Genomic DNA, 17,743 nt, shown 5'->3' with positions numbered 1-17,743 from the left:
CCGCCGAAGACATGCGAAACCGGAACATCCCGCAGGTCAGGGACGGAACCGTCCTTCGCGGACCCTCGCTCCGGTCCGATCGGAAGATGTGCCAGAGTTGCCACGTCCGGGCTGTGAACACGTACCGTACGGCGGAACAGGCCAGAGCGCCGGGACACCGGGAAGGGGCAGCTGGGTTGACCACGCACGCACCGCAGGCGATGCAGTCGGTGACGCTGCCGACCTCGTTGGACGAGGCCGTGGCGGCTCTCGGCGCCATGCCCGCAGCCGTTCCGGTTGCCGGGGGCACGGACCTGATGGCAGCCGTCAACAAAGGGCTGTTGCGCCCCTCGGGACTGGTCGGCCTCGGCCGGATCAGCGAGCTGCGCGGCTGGCACTACCAGGACGGCCACGCCCTCCTGGGCGCCGGACTCACCCACGCCCGGATGGGACGCCCGGACTTCGCCGCCCTCATCCCCGCCCTCGCCGCCTCCGCCCGCGCCGCCGGCCCGCCCCAGATCCGTAACGCCGGAACGCTCGGCGGCAACATCGTCACCTCCGCGCCCACCGGCGACGCCCTGCCGGTGCTGGCCGCGCTGGAGGCAGAGCTCGTCATCGCGGGCCCCGAGGGCGCCCGCCGCGAGATCCCCGTCTCCCATCTGCTGGCCGGCCGCGAACTGCTGGAGCCCGCGGAGCTCATCGGCTTCGTCCGCGTACCGCTGCTGCACGCCCCGCAGGTCTTCCTGAAGGCCACCGGGCGCACCGGCCCCGGCCGCGCCACCGCCTCGGTCGCCATCGTCCTGGACCCGGCCCGCCGGGGCGTGCGCTGCGCCGTCGGCGCCATCGCCCCGATGCCGCTGCGCCCGCTGGAGGCGGAGCGGTGGATCGCCTCGCTGATCGACTGGGACGGCGAGCGGGGCGTGGCCCCCGACGCGCTGGCCGCCTTCGGCGAGTACGTCGCCGCCGCCTGCATCCCGGACCACGCACCGCCGGCCGACGGAGCAGAGGCCCCGCCGCTGTCCCCGGCCGTCCTGCATCTGCGGCGCACCGTCGCCGCGCTCGCCCGACGCGCGCTGGGGAGGGCACTGTCGTGAGCACTGAGGAAAACCCCGACCAGCGGTACGGGCAGCAGGGACAGGGGCACTCCGAGGACCCGGACCCCCGTTACGGCGGCTGGGAGCCGACCCCGCAGGGCGACGGCTTCGACGCCGACGCCACCGCGGCCGACGCCACCGCCTTCGTCCACCTGCCGCCGGAGGACCTGGCGAACATCCCGCTGGCCGCGCCCGGTCACGGGTACGTCCCGCCGATGATCGTTCCGCTGACCCCGGCCGCCGGTCTGGACCCGGCGGCGACGGGCAGCTGGGTGATCCAGACGCAGACCCAGCAGGCGCAGGCCGAGCAGCGCGCCCAGGAGGCCGCCGCCGCGTACGAGGCCGCCGCGCAGGAGGCCGGGGCGATCCAGTGGCCTGACCCGAACCGGCAGGGCGGTGTGGACAGCGGCTACCAGGGCCCGTACCAGGACACCTCCCACGCCACGGCCCAGTGGAACTTCACCGAGGCCCTGGGGGACACGGCACCGGCCCCGGAGGCGGCGGGGGAGCCCGATGCCCCGGCCCACACGGGTCACTCCGGCCACACGGGCCAGTGGACGATCCCGGTCGCGGACGGGGATCTCCCGGACGAATCGGGCGAGTTCCTGGCCTCGGCGCACACCCCGCAGTGGTACGCGGACAGCGCCCGCCCGGCCACGCTGCCCGGCGGCGCGCCCGCCCCCTGGGCGACACCGGAGCCGGAGGCCGCTCCCGTGCCGGCGCCGGAGGAGACCCCGGAACCGGAACCGGCGGCGGAGTCCCCGGCGGCACCACCCGAAGCCGAGCCGGAAGCCGAAGCGATCGCGCCCGAGGCGGGCGAAGCGGAAGCGCTCCCGGAGGAGGAAGCGGAACCGAACGCGGAGGCGGAGGCAGCGACGGAGGCTGGAGCGGACACCGCCCTCACCGCAACCGAACCCACCGCCACCGACCTCCCCGCCCTCACCGCCACCGACTTCCCCGCCCCGGCCGACGAGGCCCCCGCCCTCCCCGACGTGCCGAGCGAGCACCCCGCCGCGTCCTACCTGCTCCATGTGAACGGCGTGGACCGCCCGGTCAGCGACGCCTGGATCGGCGAGTCCCTGCTCTACGTGCTCCGCGAGCGCCTCGGTCTGGCCGGGGCCAAGGACGGCTGCTCGCAGGGCGAGTGCGGCGCGTGCAACGTCCAGGTCGACGGCCGGCTGGTCGCCTCCTGCCTGGTCCCCGCGGCCACGGCGGCGGGCAGCGAGGTGCGGACGGTCGAGGGCCTGGCGGTCGACGGCGAACCGTCCGACGTCCAGCGCGCCCTGTCCGCCTGCGGAGCCGTCCAGTGCGGCTTCTGCATCCCCGGCATGGCGATGACCGTCCACGACCTGCTGGAGGGCAACCACGCCCCCACCGAGCTGGAGACCCGCGCGGCGCTCTGCGGCAACCTCTGCCGCTGTTCCGGCTACCGGGGCGTGCTCGACGCGGTGGCGGACGTCGTCGCGGCCCGCGAGGCGAACGCCGAGGCGGCGGCCACGGCGGCCCCGGACGAGGCACGCATCCCGCACCAGGCCGAGCCGGGCGCCGGCGGCGTGCAGCAGGGCCCCCACCCGCACGAGGGAGAGGCGCTGTGAGGTACGCCCGCGGCCCCGCCGTACAGCATCGGCACACGCGACACCGGCAGCACCACGTGATCGACAAGGAGGCGGCGTGAGCAGCGACGCGGCCACCGCGGCCAACGCGACCAGCACCAGCCTGCCCAGGATCGACGCGCTGAGCGGCGGCCCCGGCAGCGGCCCTGACCAGGACCTGGAGCAGCCCCGGATCGGTCTCGGGTCGTCGCTCCCCGCCGCCGACACCCGGGCGAAGACCGAGGGCACCTTTCCGTACGCCGCCGATCTCTGGGCCGAGGGACTGCTGTGGGCGGCCGTGCTGCGCTCCCCGCACCCGCACGCGCGGATCCTGTCCATCGACACCTCGGGCGCCGAGGAGATGCCCGGGGTGCGGGCGGTCGTCACGCACGAGGACGTGCCGGGGGAGAGCAACTACGGCCGCCACGTGGTGGACCGCCCGGTGTTCGCCTCCGACCTGGTCCGCCACCACGGCGAGGCGATCGCCGCGGTCGCCGCGGACCACCCGGACACGGCTCGGCTGGCCGCCGCCGCCATCGCCGTGCGGTACGAGGTGCTGGAGCCGGTCACGGACCCGGAGAAGGCGTTCGCGGCGGAGCCGCTGCACCCCGACGGCAACCTGATCCGCCACATCCCGCTGCGCTACGGCGACGCGGAGGCGGCCGGCGAGGTCGTCGTCGAGGGCCTGTACCGCATCGGCCGCCAGGACCCGGCCCCGATCGGCGCGGAGGCCGGCCTCGCCGTGCCGAGGCCCGACGGCGGCGTCGAGATCTACACCGCCTCCACCGACCCGCACACCGACCGCGACCTGATCGCGGCCTGCTTCGGCCTGGAGCCGGACCGGGTCAAGGTCGTCGTGACCGGGGTGCCCGGTGCGACCGGCGACCGCGAGGACCCGGGCTTCCAGATCCCGCTGGGCCTGCTGGCGCTGCGCACCGGCTGCCCGGTGAAGCTGGCCGCGAGCCGCGAGGAGTCCTTCCTCGGCCACACCCACCGCCACCCCACCCTCCTGCGCTACCGCCACCACGCGGACGCGGAGGGCCGGCTGGTCAAGGTGGAGGCCCAGATCCTCCTGGACGCGGGCGCGTACGCCGACGCCTCCTCCGAATCCCTGGCCGCCGCCGTGGCGTTCGCCTGCGGCCCGTACGTCGTTCCGCACGCCTTCATCGAGGGCTGGGCGGTCCGGACGAACAACCCGCCCTCGGGCCATGTGCGCGGCGAGGGCGCGATGCAGGTCTGCGCGGCGTACGAGGGCCAGATGGACAAGCTGGCCGCGAAGCTGGGCATCGACCCGGCCGAACTGCGCCTGCGCAACACCCTGTCCACGGGCGACATCCTGCCCACGGGCCAGACGGTGACCTGCCCGGCCCCGGTCGCCGAACTGCTCCAGGCCGTACGCGACTTCCCCCTCCCCGCCCTCCCCAAGGACGCCCCGGAGGACGACTGGCTGCTGCCGGGCGGCCCCGAGGGCGCGGGGGAGCCGGGGGCGGTGCGACGGGGCGTAGGCTACGGCCTGGGCATGGTCCACATGCTCGGCGCCGAAGGCACGGACGAGGTCTCGACGGCCACGGTCAGGGTCCACGACGGCGTGGCCACCGTGATCTGCGCGGCGGTCGAGACAGGCCAGGGCTTCACCACCCTCGCCCGCCAGATCGTCCAGGAGACCCTGGGCGTCGAAGAGGTCCACGTGGCGGCGGTGGACACCGACCAGCCCCCCGCGGGCCCGGCCACCCACGGCCGCCACACCTGGGTCTCCGGCGGGGCGGTGGAACGGGCGGCGAAGATGGTGCGCACCCAGCTCCTCCAGCCCCTGGCCCACAAGTTCGGCATGTCCACGGAGCTGCTCCAGATTGCCGACGGCAAGATCACCTCGTACGACGGGGTGCTCTCCACCACTGTCATGGAGGCGATGGACGGCAAGGAACTCTGGGCCACCGCGCAGTGCCGCCCCCACCCCACGGAACCGCTGGACGAGGCGGGCCAGGGCGACGCGTTCGTCGGCCTCGCGTTCTGCGCGGTACGGGCGGTGGTCGACGTCGACATCGAACTCGGCTCGATCCGCGTGGTCGAGATGGCGGTCGCCCAGGACGTCGGCCGCGTCCTGAACCCGGCCCAGCTGGCGATCCGCATCGAGGCGGGCATCACCCAGGGCATCGGCGCGGCCCTCACGGAGAACCTCCGCACCGCGAAGGGCCTGATCCGCCACCCCGACCTGACGGGCTACGCGCTCCCGACGGCCCTGGACGCCCCCGACATCCGCATCGTCAAACTGGTCGAGGAACGCGACGTGGTGGCCCCCTTCGGCGCGAAGCCCGCGTCGGCCGTCCCGGTCGTCACGGCCCCGGCCGCGGTGGCCTCAGCGGTCCGCTCGGCGACGGGCCGCCCGGTGAACCGCCTGCCGATCAGGCCGCAGGCGGCGGTGGCGACGGCGCCGAAGGGCTGAGGTGGTGCCCGGCGACGGCCCCGCTCGGCGTTCGGCGCTCAGCAGGGGGCGTCGCCGCTGGAGCCTGCGCCCGGCCGAGACTTCGTACGTGAGCCCAGAAATCTGCGGTAATCGGTAGGAGGGGGGGCGACAAAGGGCATTTCCCTGCCCAGTGCCTCTTCGTTGAATTCATGACCGGCAAGAAGCGTGGACCTTGCTCGTCCGCGTTGTTCCCCCAACGGTATCGTTGCCGCGAAGGCAATCCGCACGGATGAGACCTGAGGGAATTCGTGACATTCGAGAAGGAATGGGCCGAACTGCGTTCGGCTGCGGCTCAGCGAAGCGCCATGCAGATCAACAGTGCTCCGGCCGAGGGTGGCGGTGCGCCGGACCTGGTGGTGAACCGGGACGATCTCGGAGCTATCGGGAATGACGCCTACGAGCTCAGGACGAGACTGTCGAAGGACGGTGACCACGCCCGCCCGACCACCTTCGCGGCGGCGATCGCGCTCACCAACGGCAACTTCGCGAGCGGCTCGGCGGTTCTGAAGGTGCACGACTTCTGGCAGAAGCACCTCAGGACGCTGCTGGATTCCTGCGCGCACATTTCGAACCACCTGGATTACACCAAGGCGCAGCATGCGAAGGACGACGTGAAGATCGGTGGAGATCTGACGTCGATCTCCAAGCTGTCGGAATACATGAAGTAGGGCTCGGGGGAGCGCGCACATGCTGAGTTACGAGGACATCGTCGAAGCCCCGTTGGGGAAGCTCAAGGCGGCGGCCGACGACTGGTCGGAAATGGCGACGAAGCTGGACAGGCTCGCCGATCACGCGTCGGACGGAATGAAGGCGAAGGCGAACAAGGCGAGCTGGGAAGGCCTCAACGCGGGGGTCACCAAGGCGTTCGTCGGCAAGACCGTCAAGGAGTTCGCGGACGCCGCAGCCGAGGCCAAGGGCGTGAAGACGCTGCTCGAAGAGGGGTACGCGGCCTTCAAGAAGGCCAAGGACGACCTCGTCAACATCCGGGACCACGAGGGGCCGGCCGCCGGGATCTCGGTGGACGGCAGAGGAAAGGTCACGGCGCGTTCCCCGATCTCCGAGAACAACGCGGCGCGTCACGACCCCGACTTCAGCAAGTACCTCCAGCAGGAGAGGGAGAACATCGCGTCGTGGCAGAAGAAGATCGACGCCATCGTCGAAAACTGCAACGACACCGATGTGACCTTCAAGAACTCCCTTGAGGCCAACGTCACCGACCGCAAGGACTTCAGCGCCCCGAAGTACACCAAGTTCGACCAGGAAGAGGCGGCCCGAGCCGTGGCCCTGGCAAACAAGGGCCGCGACCTCACACACGCGGAACTCCAGGCGCTGAACGAGTTGCTGCGCGACAACGGCACATCGGTGGAGTTCGCGAAGAACTTCTACGAGAAGCTCGGCCCGGAGAAGGCGCTCGCCTTCTTCGGCCAGCTTGCCACGGACACGAACGACTACAGCAAGGTCGACAAGGAGCGCCTGGCGGACGTCCAGGCGCTCCAGCGCAATCTCGGCCTCAACCTGGCCACCGCCTCGCACGACAAGGCGTTCACCGCGGAGTGGGGGCCGGAGCTCCGCAAGATGGGCACCCAGCAGATCCCGTTGTCCAAGTACGACAACGGTGGCGGCCCGTACGGCTACCAACTGCTCGGCGGCATCATGCGGTACGGGAACTATGACGCGAAGTTCCTCAACCCGATCGCCGAGCACGTGGCGCAATTGCACCAGCAGGATCCCTACCGGTTCGCCGGCAACAAGCAGGTGAACGGATTTCTGGACAACCCGTACAACCCCTCGGGGAAGAACGGGTCCGGCTATGACCCGACCACCGCCATGCTGGAGGCGCTGGGGAACAGTCCGGACGCGGCGAAGAAGTTCTTCACCGATGACCCGACGGCCTACAACGAGGACGGCACGGTCAACCGGGGCGCCACGGCCGACCTCGGCAAGCAGGATGGCGAAGCCATTGACAACTACCTCGATTTCTTCGGAAACGAGAAGTGGGAGTCGTTCCCGGACTCCAACTCCACCGACCCGGACAAGCTGGGACCCACTCTCCAGTACATGCCGGACGCGCTGGGGCATGCCCTGGAGGCGGCGACGCTGGGCTACCCGGCGGGCGAGCCGGACGCGAGTGTGAAGCAGGACGCCGACAATGCCGCGGTCATGCAGAAGGTCATGGAGAAGTACGGGGCGGATGCGGGCCTGCTCAAGCACCAGGAGGGTTTGGCGGACAGCATGGGCGTCATGGGCGCGGGATATATCGATGACATCAACTGGGCGCTGAATGAGAATAATGCGAAAAGTATCTTCGCCCCGGGTTCGAACCGTGAAGCGCATCTCGACTTCGCGGACACCAAGGAAGGCAACGGCCGCAACATCGTCCGGGGTTTTCTGAGCGCACTCGGCCAGCATCCGGACGCCTACGCGACCGTCTCCACGGCGGAGGAGGTCTACACCCGCAGTGTGTTGGAAGCACATGTGGGCCGTGATGGGCAGATCGGCCAAGGCGCAGCGCGTGCGGCTGTGTATACAGGGGCCGAGGTTCAGGGCATGCTCGACCAGTCGAGGGCCGACCAGGTAGAGGCTACGAATCTCAAAGTTCATGAGGACTACGAGAAAGCGGTGGCCAAGCGAGCGGGCTGGGTCGAGTTCGGTGCGATCGCGGGCGTGGCAGCGGGCGTCGCCTTCCTGCCTGCGACGGCGGCCGTGGGTGCGGCCGCCGTCCTCATCCCGTTGGCCACCGACACTGCAAGCGGTGCTCTCGAGCAGGTCATCGGACAGGCGATCGGCGACGTCTCTGATAACTCAGTTGACAAGCACAAGGAGAAGGTCGAGGAACTCGTACAGACCGAGAAGCGGAAGATATATTCCGCTGGTGAGAATATGGCCGAGTCGCCCATGGAAGAATTCATGCACCACCATGGAGTGGGTCCCGATAGTGTTTTCGGGCGGGATCTTAAGGAATCGATGAGCGTCGGGTATTCCACCGGGAACGCCCGTCAGAAGCAGCAGGGTAATGCTCCGGAAACTGGCTGAGACCCGTGGTCGGGCGAGCAGAACGAGGAATATGGTGATCGGTCGAAGGAAGGCGAGCCGTGGAGTCGTCGTCGTATCACTGGTCGGCTCACTGGCACTCGGAGTCGTTGGCTGCACCGAGGGGGGCGGCGCTGCGAAGCGGGATGACAGGGCCGTGAGGGGTACACGGCTTTGCGGCGGCGACGCGATCTCGGCCGAGGCGGGCAAGGCGTTGAACGTGATCACAGGGTCGTCGCGGTTCGAGCCGTCGGGGCCGGAGGACACCGTTGCACACGCCGCACGTTCTTTGGGTGATGCATACGCTTCCCCCGCCGCTGATGGCGGGGATATCTGCCACGTGTACGCGATTGACTCCGTCCCGAACGATCGGTTGGAGGTCACCTGGGATCTGACCTGGGGCCCATCGGAGAGTGAACCCGCTCCGGAGTTCACGGTGCTCCCGATGGGGGAGCAGGCTTTGGCCGCCCCGAACGCCGGGATTATCCGGTTCGCCTGCCGGAGCGAGAAGTTGCCTGGTCCCGAACCGACTCACATCAGGCTCGCCGTGGAACGCTGGTCACCCACGGATCCCGAGGGCGACCCGGAGGAGCTGAAGGACGCCTACGCGACCGTGGCTCATTCCTTCGCCCTGGCCCTGGCCAAGGAACTGCGCTGCGAGAACGACGGAGGGCTGGAGCCCCGGCCGGCACTCGACCCCGTGTGACGTGCGGTGCCGCGGCGAGAAGTCCGGCCGGTACCGTGGCCGTTGACCAGGGGGAGGTGCCGGCGTGATATCCGAGCCGGAGTTGGTGGGGGAGGACGAGCCGGGCTCGTCCGCGGACGTGGTGAGCGGGTTCGATGCGGAGCAGGGGGCTCCCTCCGGCCGGCGGCGGCACGGGGCGCTCTGGGGTGTCGCCGGGGCGCTGACGGCGTCGGCCGTGTGGGCTGCGGCCGTCTTCGGTTACGGGATCGGCGGCGACGGAAAGCCGGACTCCCGTGGCTACCGCGTGGAGTCCGGTTCCTGTGCGGCGATGGAGCTGAAGGAGCTCGCCAGGGCACTGGGCAAGCCGGAGTCCGAGACGACCACCGAACTGGACGGAATCGAGCATCCCGCCCTCCACCGCATCCGATGCACCGTCGACTTCCCGGAGTCGGAACTCGGGGAGCGGGACGGCGGGGAAGGGGCGGGCTGGTACAAGGGCTATCAGGCCTCCCTCACGGCCGAGCTGCACAAGGAGACCGATCCCCGGCCCGAGTTCGAGGCGAGCAGCACCGTGACGGACATGGACGGTACGTCCGTGGATCGGGTGGAGAGGGTGCCGGACCTCGGGGATCAGGCGTATCTGCTGATCATGGACGACAACTCCCTGCGCCTGAACGTGGTGGAAGGCGGTGCCGTCGTGACGCTCGCTCTCTCCGCCTCGCTGTCCTACAACGAGAGCGAAGGCGGAAGCGTGGAGGAGATGCCGGACGCGCCGGAGGAGCCCGAGACCCTCGCCTACCAGGGGCATCTGATCAATGACATGCGGGATGTCATGAAGGCGCTCAAGAACGGCTGACCGGCCGGGCGGGCCGCCGCGCACGCGGAAGCGGAAGGGGCCGCCCCTGTCGTGGGGCGGCCCCTTCCGCGTTTTGGAGACCGTGACCGGATTCGAACCGGTGTAACTCGAGTTGCAGTCGAGCCCCTGAGCCTCTCGGGCACACGGTCGGGGGTGGTGCTCTTCCGCTGTTCTGTCTTCTTCTGTCCTCGACAGTACGGGTCCCCGTCCGCCGCCTCAAGGAATCCGGCCGCCGTGCAACGCGACTGCCATACGCCGTTCACAGCCGGGCCCTGGACCTACGACCAAGGGCCGAGCCCGGGACCGTACATCGACAGGGTTCAAACCGGCCCATGCCCCTTACGCTGACCTCATGACCGCCCTCGAACCCCGTGACGGCACCGATGCCGCACACCTCGCGCCGCCCGCGACCGACGCCCCCTCCCCGGACCCGCTGTCCGGTCTTCCCGCCGCGGCCGTGGAAGGGGTCCTCGGGCGCACCTACCGGGCGCTCAGCATCGGCATCGTGTCCGTGGTGTTCCTCATCGCGTTCGAGGCCACGGCGGTCGGTACGGCGATGCCGGTCGCCGCCCGCGAGCTGAACGGGATCCCCCTCTACGCGTTCGCCTTCTCCGCGTACTTCACCACCAGCCTCTTCGCCATGGTCCTCTCCGGGCAGTGGGCCGACCGGCGCGGGCCGCTCCAGCCGCTCGCCACCGGGATCACCGCGTTCGGCGTCGGGCTGCTGCTCTCCGGGGCGGCCACCAGCATGTGGGTCTTCATCGCGGGCCGGGCCGTCCAGGGGCTCGGCGGCGGACTGGTGATCGTCGCGCTGTACGTCGTCATCGGGCGGGCCTACCCCGAGCACATCCGGCCCGCGATCCTGGCCGCCTTCGCCGCGAGCTGGGTGATCCCCTCCGTCGTCGGACCGCTCGCCTCCGGGACGGTGACCGAACAGCTCGGGTGGCGCTGGGTCTTCGTCGGCATCCCCGTCCTCATCGTGATCCCGCTCGCCCTGGCCCTCCCGGCGATCCGCCGTACCGCCTCCGGGCCCGCCGACCCGGCCGCCGCCACCGAGCCGTACGACCGCCGCCGCATCCGGCTGGCCCTCGGGATCTCGGCCGGGGCGGGGCTGCTCCAGTACGCGGGGCAGGAGCTGAACTGGCTCGCGCTCCTGCCCGCCGCCGTCGGTGTCGCCCTGCTCGTGCCCGCCGTCCGCGGACTGCTGCCCACCGGGACCGTACGGGCCGCGCGCGGGCTGCCCTCGGTGGTCCTGCTGCGCGGGATCGCCGCCGGGTCGTTCATCGCGGCCGAGTCCTTCGTACCGCTGATGCTGGTCACCCAGCGCGGACTGTCCCCGACGATGGCCGGGCTGTCGCTGGCCGTGGGCGGGGCGACCTGGGCGCTCGGTTCGTTCGTCCAGTCCCGGCCGCGCATGGAGGCGCACCGCGAGCGGCTGATGGTGACCGGCATGCTGCTCGTCGCCGCCTCGATCGCCGTGGCGCCCACCGTGCTGATCGAGGGGGTCCCCGTCTGGATCGTCGCCGTCGCCTGGGCCTTCGGCTGCTTCGGGATGGGCATGGTGATCGCCTCCACCAGTGTGCTGCTCCTGAAGCTGTCGGCCCCCGAGGAGGCGGGCTCCAACTCCGCCGCCCTCCAGATCTCCGACGGCCTCTCCAACGTGCTGCTCCTGGCCTCCGGCGGCGCGGCCTTCGCGGCGCTGGGCGGCGGGGCGGTGGGCGCGGCCGCGCACGGGGCGGTGCAGGCGGGGTCCACGGGCTCGCACCCGGGCGCGTTCGCGGCGGTGTTCCTGCCGATGGCGGGGGTGGCGCTGGTGGGGGTGTGGGTGGCGACAAGGGTTCTCGTACGGGAGGAATAGGGCGGTACCACTCTGGCCCCACCCGGTGGTACTGTTTCGGTATGGCTATGAACCTGCGTCTCCGCGATGACCAGACCGAAGCCCTCAAGCAGCGCGCCGAGCAGGAGGGCATCAGCATGCACGCCATACTGCTGCAGGCTGTGGACGACTATCTCGCCCGAACCGCGCAGCAGGCCATCGTCCGCAAGACGGCGAAGGAGCAGGCGGCCAAGTGGAGCGAGCTGATGGAGCGGTTGAAGTGAGCTGTGTCTATCTGAGCTCCGAAGACATCCTCGTGATCGCCGGGTATGCCTGCGACGACATGCAGATCGTCGTCCGGGACGTCGGCTTGCTGGAGTCGGCTGCCCATCGCCCGTCCGCCGCCATGTTCGGCGAGGAGGCCTATCCCGATCTGATCGACAAGGCGGCGGCGCTTCTCCAGTCCCTGGCGGTCAACCACCCCCTCTTCGACGGCAACAAGAGGACGGCTTGGCTCTCCTGCGTCACGTTCCTGGCCATGAACGGTGTCGACCTGCGCCCGGACATCGACGCGGCGGAACGGCTGGTGATCGACGTCGCCACAGGTGATACGGACGAGATCAAGCTGATCTCCCAGGGGTTGCGGAACCTGGTCGTCGACGCGATGTGAGCACCGTCTCCTCGGGCCCCGGCGCGGCTCGTTCGTACCGGGTTTCCACCGGGCCCCCGGTAAGGTGGCCCGGTTGTCGTATCGCGGGCCGGGTCCTTCGGGACGGGTGCGGTACGGGCAGCGCCCCACGTACCCGAGAGCCCCGAACCGGAGACCGTGACTACTACCACCGCCTCCCACCACCTCTCACCCGCCTTCCCCGGCCGTGCCCCCTGGGGCACCGCCAACAAGCTGCGAGCCTGGCAGCAAGGCGCCATGGAGAGGTACGTCCAGGAGCAGCCGCGCGACTTCCTCGCCGTCGCGACGCCCGGCGCCGGCAAGACCACGTTCGCGCTGACCCTCGCGTCGTGGCTGCTGCACCACCATGTCGTGCAGCAGGTCACCGTCGTCGCCCCGACCGAGCACCTCAAGAAGCAGTGGGCGGAGGCGGCCGCCCGGATAGGGATCAAGCTCGACCCGGACTACAGCGCCGGTCCGCTGAGCAAGGAGTACCACGGGGTCGCCGTGACGTACGCCGGTGTCGGCGTCCGCCCGATGCTCCACCGCAACCGCTGCGAGCAGCGCAAGACGCTCGTCATCCTCGACGAGATCCACCACGCCGGTGACTCCAAGTCCTGGGGCGAGGCCTGCCAGGAGGCGTTCGACCCGGCGACCCGGCGGCTCGCGCTGACCGGTACGCCGTTCCGGTCGGACACCAACCCCATCCCCTTCGTCCAGTACGAGGAGGGCAACGACGGCATCCGCCGCTCCTCGGCCGACTACACCTACGGCTACGGCAACGCGCTCGCCGACGGCGTCGTCCGTCCGGTCATCTTCCTCAGCTACAGCGGCAACATGCGCTGGCGTACGAAGGCCGGGGACGAGATCGCCGCCCGGCTCGGCGAGCCGATGACCAAGGACGCCATCGGCCAGGCCTGGCGCACCGCGCTGGCGCCCACCGGCGAATGGATCCCCAACGTGCTCTCCGCCGCCGACAAGCGGCTCACCGAAGTCCGGAAAGGCATCCCCGACGCGGGTGGCCTCGTCATCGCGACCGACCAGGACTCCGCCCGCGCGTACGCCAAGATTCTCAAGAAGGTCACCGGCGAGACGCCGACCGTGGTCCTCTCCGACGAGAAGGCCGCTTCCAAGAAGATCGACCAGTTCAGCGCGGACGAGTCGCGCTGGATGGTCGCGGTCCGGATGGTGTCGGAGGGGGTCGACGTGCCGCGCCTCGCCGTCGGCGTGTACGCGACCACCATCTCCACGCCCCTCTTCTTCGCCCAGGCCGTCGGCCGCTTCGTGCGGTCCCGCAGGCGCGGTGAGACGGCCTCCGTCTTCGTACCGACGATCCCGATGCTCCTCGACTTCGCCAACGAGATGGAGGTCGAGCGCGACCACGTCCTCGACAAGCCGAAGAAGGGCAGCGACGAGGAGAACCCCTTCTCGGAGGAGGACAAGCTCCTCGCCGACGCCGAGAAGCTGGAGGACGAGGAGACCGAGGACCAGCTGCCCTTCGAGGCCCTGGAGTCCGACGCCGTCTTCGACCGGGTGCTGTACGACGGCGCCGAGTTCGGCATGCAGGCCCACCCGGGCAGTGAGGAGGAGCAGGACTACCTCGGCATCCCGGGCCTCCTGGAGCCCGACCAGGTGCAGCTCCTCCTCCAGAAGCGGCAGAGCCGGCAGATCGCGCACAGCCGCCAGAAGCCGGCCGAGGAGGCCGACCTCCTGGAGAAGCCCGCCGAGGCCCGGCCCGTGGTCACGCACAAGCAGCTGCTCAGCCTGCGCAAGCAGCTCAACACGATGGTCTCCGCCTACACCCACCAGAGCGGCAAGCCGCACGGCGTGATCCACAACGAACTGCGCCGCGTCTGCGGCGGCCCGCCGAGCGCCGAGGCCACGGCCCACCAGATCCAGACGCGCATCGCGAAGGTCCAGGAGTGGGCGACGCGGATGAGGTGACCCGCGGCCGATCGTTCCCGTCGGCCCGCTGTTCCTGTTGTTCCCGTCGGCCCGTACGGAGGTCCCAACCTCCGTACGGGCCGACGGTGTTACCCGGCTCCCCCTTGGGGGGCCGGCGGTGTTTCCGGGCCTCGGGCCCGGGAAATTTCTCCGGTGTCCGTTCACACGCAGTTAACGTCGGTTCACATCCGTGGACGGATGGGATCGGCGGTGTCGTGACACGTGAACGCGCGTAGATGTTCGCTTTCCGGACGTCGTCCCGCTGACCGGCCCTTATGCGCGCGCCGCTCCGGTGCCTCAGGTCCGGGGACCGGATTCTGGACGAGGACTTCCGCTGAGCGGACTGGCTCGCTACTGTCCCCGCCATATGAACGCCCCGTGGCAACGCCGCCGCGGAGCGCAGCCGGTGCCTTGCCAGACCGGCGGCCTCTCCGTGCGTCGCCGCTGGGACCGGCGTCGCTACCGTCGGAGCAGGGCCGTCGTCGCTCACCCCGAAGAGGAGAGGGCGTCGTGACAGCGGAGACTTCCCAGACGCTCGACCGAGGACTGCGCGTCCTCAAACTGCTCGCCGACACCGACCACGGCCTGACCGTGACCGAGCTGTCCAACAAGCTCGGTGTCAACCGGACCGTCGTCTACCGGCTGCTCGCCACCCTGGAGCAGCACGCCCTGGTACGCCGCGACCTGGGCGGCCGCGCCCGGGTCGGCCTCGGTGTGCTGCGGCTCGGCAGGCAGGTCCACCCGCTCGTCCGGGAAGCGGCGCTGCCCGCGCTGCGCTCCCTGGCCGAGGACATAGGGGCCACCGCCCACCTGACGCTCGTCGACGGCAGCGACGCCCTCGCGGTCGCCGTGGTCGAGCCCACCTGGACCGATTACCACGTCGCCTACCGGGCCGGCTTCCGCCATCCCCTGGACCGGGGCGCCGCGGGCCGGGCCATCCTGTCCGCCCGGCAGGCCACCGAGGCCGGCCACCCCGGTTACACCCTCACCCACGGCGAACTCGAAGCCGGTGCCAGTGGGGCGGCCGCACCCCTGGTCGGGGTCTCGGGCGTCGAGGGCAGCGTCGGTGTCGTCATGCTCGCCGACGCCGTACCGGAACGGGTCGGGCCCCGCGTGCTCGACGCCGCCCGGGAAGTGGCGGACGCGCTGCGGTAGGCGGGGTGACCGTACGCCTCCGGTACGTGGATGCGCACGCGTCGGAGCGCGCGGGGCGGCGTACGCCTGGCGCGTTCCCGTTCCGGCGCGGCGGTTAGATTGGGTGCGTGCTCTCTCGTCTCTCGCGCCCCCGCGTCCTCGCCCTCTGCGCACTTCCCGTCCTCGCCCTGTTCGGTACGGCGGCCCTCGCGCCGCTGCCGTTCACCCTGGCGCGGCCCGGGGTGACCGCGGACGTGCTCGGCAAGGACGACGGGCGACCGGTGATCACCATCAGCGGCGCCGAGACCCGGCCCACCGACGGGCAGCTGCGGATGACGACGATCCTCGCCACCGGGCCGAAGGCGGACGTCCGCATCGGTGAGGTGTTCGACAGCTGGTTCCGGACCGACCGGGCGGTCATGCCGCGCGACGCGGTCTACCCCACCGGCGGCTCCGAGAAGGAGATCGAGAAGCACAACCTCGACGACATGAAGGAGTCGCAGAACGTCGCCGTCGACGCCGCCCTGAACTACCTGGACCGCGACCTCGGCTCGATGCGGGTGGAAGTGGACCTCGGCGACATCGGCGGCCCGAGCGCCGGGCTCTTCCTCTCCCTCGGCATCATCGACAAGCTCGACGGCAACGGCTCCGGCGGCGATCTCACCGGCGGCCGCACCATCGCCGGTACGGGGACGATCACCGCGGACGGCAAGGTCGGCGCGGTCGGCGGCGTGTCGATGAAGGTCCAGGGCGCCCACCGCGACGGGGCGAGCGTCTTCCTCGTACCGAAGGCCGAGTGCCGTCAGGCGGAGGCCGAGCGGCCCGACGGGCTGCGGATCGTGCCCGTCTCCACGCTGAAGGACGCGGTCGGCTCGCTCAAGGCCCTGGAGTCGGGCGGGAAGCTCCCGAGCTGCTGACCGGTGCCGGTGCCGGTGCCTGTGCCGACGGTACGGGCTCCGGCCCTGGTGCCTTCTGTACGGTCTCCGCCCCCGGCACGTCGTCCAGCGTCCGCCAGGACGGGAACACCAGCGGGCTCAGCGTCGCCAGGAAGTAGACCCCGCCCATCGCCAGCAGCGCCCCCGTCGCCCCCACGCCCTCCACCAGCAGCCCGGCGGCGAGCCCGCCCACCGGCATCGCGAACTCGGAGCCCGCCGTCAGCGCCCCCGACACCCGGCTGCGCAGCCGGTCCGGCACGCGCTCGTAGACGACCGTCGTCAGGATCGGGTTCAGCACGCCGCCCGCGATCCCGCCGAGCAGCATCGTCACCGCGAGCGGCAGCGTCGTCCCGGTCACCGCCGCGACCAGGAACCTCGGTGCGCCGCACAGGATCACGCACACCGTGAACACCGCCCGGCGCGGGAACCGGTGGCCCACCGCCCCGTACAGCAGCGCCCCGGTCAGGCCGCCCGCGCCGAACAGCGCGGTGAGCAGTCCGATGTGGGTCGCGCCGCCCAGCTCGGCCTCGGCGTGCACGGGCAGCAGTACGGCGTACCAGCCCTGGTCGGTGCCGTTCATGAACATCACCATGACCACGACCGCCAGCAGCAGCCGGTTGCCGAGCACGTGGGCGTAACCCTCGCGGAGTTCGGTGCCGTAGGCGCGCAGCGAGACCGGGGCCTCGGCCTTCCGTGGTTCGGCCGCGCGTACGCCCCGTACCCCCGCTGCGATCAGCAGGGCCGACAGCCCGAAGGTCGCCGCGTCCAGCAGCAGGACCGTCTCCGCGCCGACGAAGGCGATGAGGATCCCGGCGAGGGCCGCGCCGACCATCCGGGCCCCGCGCGAGACCGCGTCGAAGAGGCTGGCGGCCCGGGGGAGCGTGGTCCCGGCGTGCTCGGCCAGGTCCGGGATGAGCACGTAGCGCGCGGTGTTCCCCGGGGTGTGGGAGAACCCGTTGAGCGCCATGAGCGCGCACAGCATCCAGAAGTCGAGGAGGCCGGCGAAGTGCAGCAGCGGGATCGCGGCGATGGCGGCCGCGCACACGGCGTCGGACACGATGGCCGTCCGGCGGCGGCCGAACCGGTCGATGACCGGTCCGCCGGTCAGCGCGGCGACGACGATCGGCAGGGTCGCGCAGAACGCGACCACCCCGGCCCGGCCCGCGCTCCCGGTGGTCTCCAGGACGAACCAGGGGACGCCGATCAGCGTCAGTGAAGTGCCTGCGGTGGAAATGGAGTTGGCCGCGAGCGTGGCGGCGAGCGGGGTGCGGTTCCCCATGGTTCTTTCTCCCCCGAGTCGATCGATGCCCCGGGTCGATGGTTCCCCCGGGCCGGTGGTTACGCCGGACGGAAGGCGGCGGCGCGAGGTGCGGCCGCGTCACGGCCCTGGGCCGTCAGTCGCAGGCCCACCTCGACCAGGGCCCAGCCGACCCGGGTGCGCAGGCCGGCGCGGGGGAGGCGGAACTCGCCTGCCCTGGAGCGGAGTTCGGCCGATGCGGCCGTGTGCAGGAGGTGGTGGACGTCGGCGTGCATAACGGGCTTCCCTT

General features: G+C 70.9%; 15 protein-coding genes and 1 tRNA gene. 13 read left to right on the top strand and 3 right to left on the bottom strand.

All coding sequences use genetic code 11. The annotated features are described in order from the left end of the window. Window positions 1-176: 176 nt before the first annotated feature. The 7 genes from WQO_RS12570 (at window position 177) to WQO_RS12540 (ending at window position 9,700) form a co-directional block, all read left to right on the top strand. Entirely contained in the window at window positions 177-1,073 is an 897-nt protein-coding gene (locus tag WQO_RS12570) for an FAD binding domain-containing protein (protein ID WP_010062108.1), read from the top strand. After that, complete coding sequence (locus tag WQO_RS12565; RefSeq protein WP_010062107.1) at window positions 1,070-2,668, top strand: (2Fe-2S)-binding protein; 1,599 nt, start codon at window positions 1,070-1,072, stop codon at window positions 2,666-2,668. Before WQO_RS12570 ends, WQO_RS12565 begins: the two co-directional genes overlap by 4 nt. A 76-nt stretch (window positions 2,669-2,744) precedes the next feature. After that, window positions 2,745-5,108 (top strand): xanthine dehydrogenase family protein molybdopterin-binding subunit, encoded by a 2,364-nt coding sequence (locus tag WQO_RS12560; protein WP_010062105.1) that lies wholly within the window; start codon window positions 2,745-2,747, stop codon window positions 5,106-5,108. A gap of 269 nt (window positions 5,109-5,377) precedes the next feature. Further along, window positions 5,378-5,797, top strand: coding sequence for a hypothetical protein (locus WQO_RS12555; RefSeq protein ID WP_029182441.1), 420 nt, complete (start codon window positions 5,378-5,380; stop codon window positions 5,795-5,797). A gap of 19 nt (window positions 5,798-5,816) precedes the next feature. Beyond that, the gene (locus WQO_RS12550) at window positions 5,817-8,162 is read left to right on the top strand and encodes a VHS/ENTH/ANTH domain-containing protein (protein WP_010062102.1); all 2,346 of its coding nucleotides are present in this window, start codon (window positions 5,817-5,819) and stop codon (window positions 8,160-8,162) included. Between the two features lie 544 nt (window positions 8,163-8,706). Further along, entirely contained in the window at window positions 8,707-8,865 is a 159-nt protein-coding gene (locus WQO_RS36760; RefSeq protein WP_237274122.1) for a hypothetical protein, read from the top strand. 64 nt (window positions 8,866-8,929) lie between these two features. Then, window positions 8,930-9,700: a hypothetical protein gene (locus tag WQO_RS12540; RefSeq protein WP_010062100.1), complete on the top strand. Its 771-nt coding sequence runs from the start codon at window positions 8,930-8,932 to the stop codon at window positions 9,698-9,700. A gap of 74 nt (window positions 9,701-9,774) precedes the next feature. On the opposite strand, the gene WQO_RS12535 is transcribed toward WQO_RS12540, so the two are convergent. Next, window positions 9,775-9,849 (bottom strand) — tRNA-Cys (locus WQO_RS12535). A gap of 203 nt (window positions 9,850-10,052) precedes the next feature. Here WQO_RS12535 and WQO_RS12530 point away from each other — a divergent pair. The 6 genes from WQO_RS12530 to WQO_RS12505 all read left to right on the top strand — a co-directional run bounded on the left by WQO_RS12530 (window position 10,053) and on the right by WQO_RS12505 (window position 16,178). Beyond that, window positions 10,053-11,558 carry an MFS transporter gene (locus WQO_RS12530; RefSeq protein ID WP_058953968.1) on the top strand — a complete coding sequence of 502 codons (1,506 nt, stop codon included), beginning with the start codon at window positions 10,053-10,055 and terminating at the stop codon, window positions 11,556-11,558. A gap of 41 nt (window positions 11,559-11,599) precedes the next feature. Continuing rightward, window positions 11,600-11,800 (top strand): ribbon-helix-helix protein, CopG family, encoded by a 201-nt coding sequence (locus WQO_RS12525; protein WP_010062097.1) that lies wholly within the window; start codon window positions 11,600-11,602, stop codon window positions 11,798-11,800. Continuing rightward, window positions 11,797-12,186: a type II toxin-antitoxin system death-on-curing family toxin gene (locus WQO_RS12520; protein ID WP_010062096.1), complete on the top strand. Its 390-nt coding sequence runs from the start codon at window positions 11,797-11,799 to the stop codon at window positions 12,184-12,186. Before WQO_RS12525 ends, WQO_RS12520 begins: the two co-directional genes overlap by 4 nt. A gap of 156 nt (window positions 12,187-12,342) precedes the next feature. Then, entirely contained in the window at window positions 12,343-14,127 is a 1,785-nt protein-coding gene (locus WQO_RS12515; RefSeq protein WP_073821011.1) for a DEAD/DEAH box helicase, read from the top strand. Window positions 14,128-14,637: 510 nt separating this feature from the next. Next, entirely contained in the window at window positions 14,638-15,282 is a 645-nt protein-coding gene (locus tag WQO_RS12510; protein ID WP_006124906.1) for an IclR family transcriptional regulator, read from the top strand. Window positions 15,283-15,389: 107 nt separating this feature from the next. Next, on the top strand, window positions 15,390-16,178 hold the full coding sequence (locus WQO_RS12505; protein WP_010062094.1) for a S16 family serine protease: 789 nt from the start codon (window positions 15,390-15,392) through the stop codon (window positions 16,176-16,178). Here the strand turns inward: WQO_RS12505 and WQO_RS12500 are convergent. Together WQO_RS12500 and WQO_RS12495 are read right to left on the bottom strand one after the other, a co-directional pair. Then, on the bottom strand, window positions 16,138-17,475 hold the full coding sequence (locus tag WQO_RS12500) for an MFS transporter (RefSeq protein ID WP_010062093.1): 1,338 nt from the start codon (window positions 17,473-17,475) through the stop codon (window positions 16,138-16,140). The genes WQO_RS12505 and WQO_RS12500 overlap by 41 nt on opposite strands. Before the next feature lie 59 nt (window positions 17,476-17,534). Continuing rightward, window positions 17,535-17,729, bottom strand: coding sequence for a hypothetical protein (locus WQO_RS12495; protein ID WP_010062091.1), 195 nt, complete (start codon window positions 17,727-17,729; stop codon window positions 17,535-17,537). Window positions 17,730-17,743 lie beyond the last annotated feature (14 nt).

Source organism: Streptomyces globisporus C-1027 (assembly GCF_000261345.2).
In the GTDB taxonomy this organism is placed as follows: Bacteria; Actinomycetota; Actinomycetes; order Streptomycetales; family Streptomycetaceae; genus Streptomyces; species Streptomyces pakalii.
The sequence above is the reverse complement of the archived record's forward strand: the minus strand, read 5'-3'. Positions and strand labels throughout refer to the sequence as shown.

Excerpts from the sequence above, each read along its gene's own strand:
- WQO_RS12525 (WP_010062097.1), top strand. The coding sequence starts at position 11,600 with ATGGCTATGAACCTGCGTCTCCGCGATGACCAGACCGAAGCCCTCAAG.
- WQO_RS12495 (WP_010062091.1), bottom strand. The coding sequence starts at position 17,729 with ATGCACGCCGACGTCCACCACCTCCTGCACACGGCCGCATCGGCCGAA.
- WQO_RS12530 (WP_058953968.1), top strand. The coding sequence starts at position 10,053 with ATGACCGCCCTCGAACCCCGTGACGGCACCGATGCCGCACACCTCGCG.
- WQO_RS12550 (WP_010062102.1), top strand. The coding sequence starts at position 5,817 with ATGCTGAGTTACGAGGACATCGTCGAAGCCCCGTTGGGGAAGCTCAAG.
- WQO_RS12500 (WP_010062093.1), bottom strand. The coding sequence starts at position 17,475 with ATGGGGAACCGCACCCCGCTCGCCGCCACGCTCGCGGCCAACTCCATT.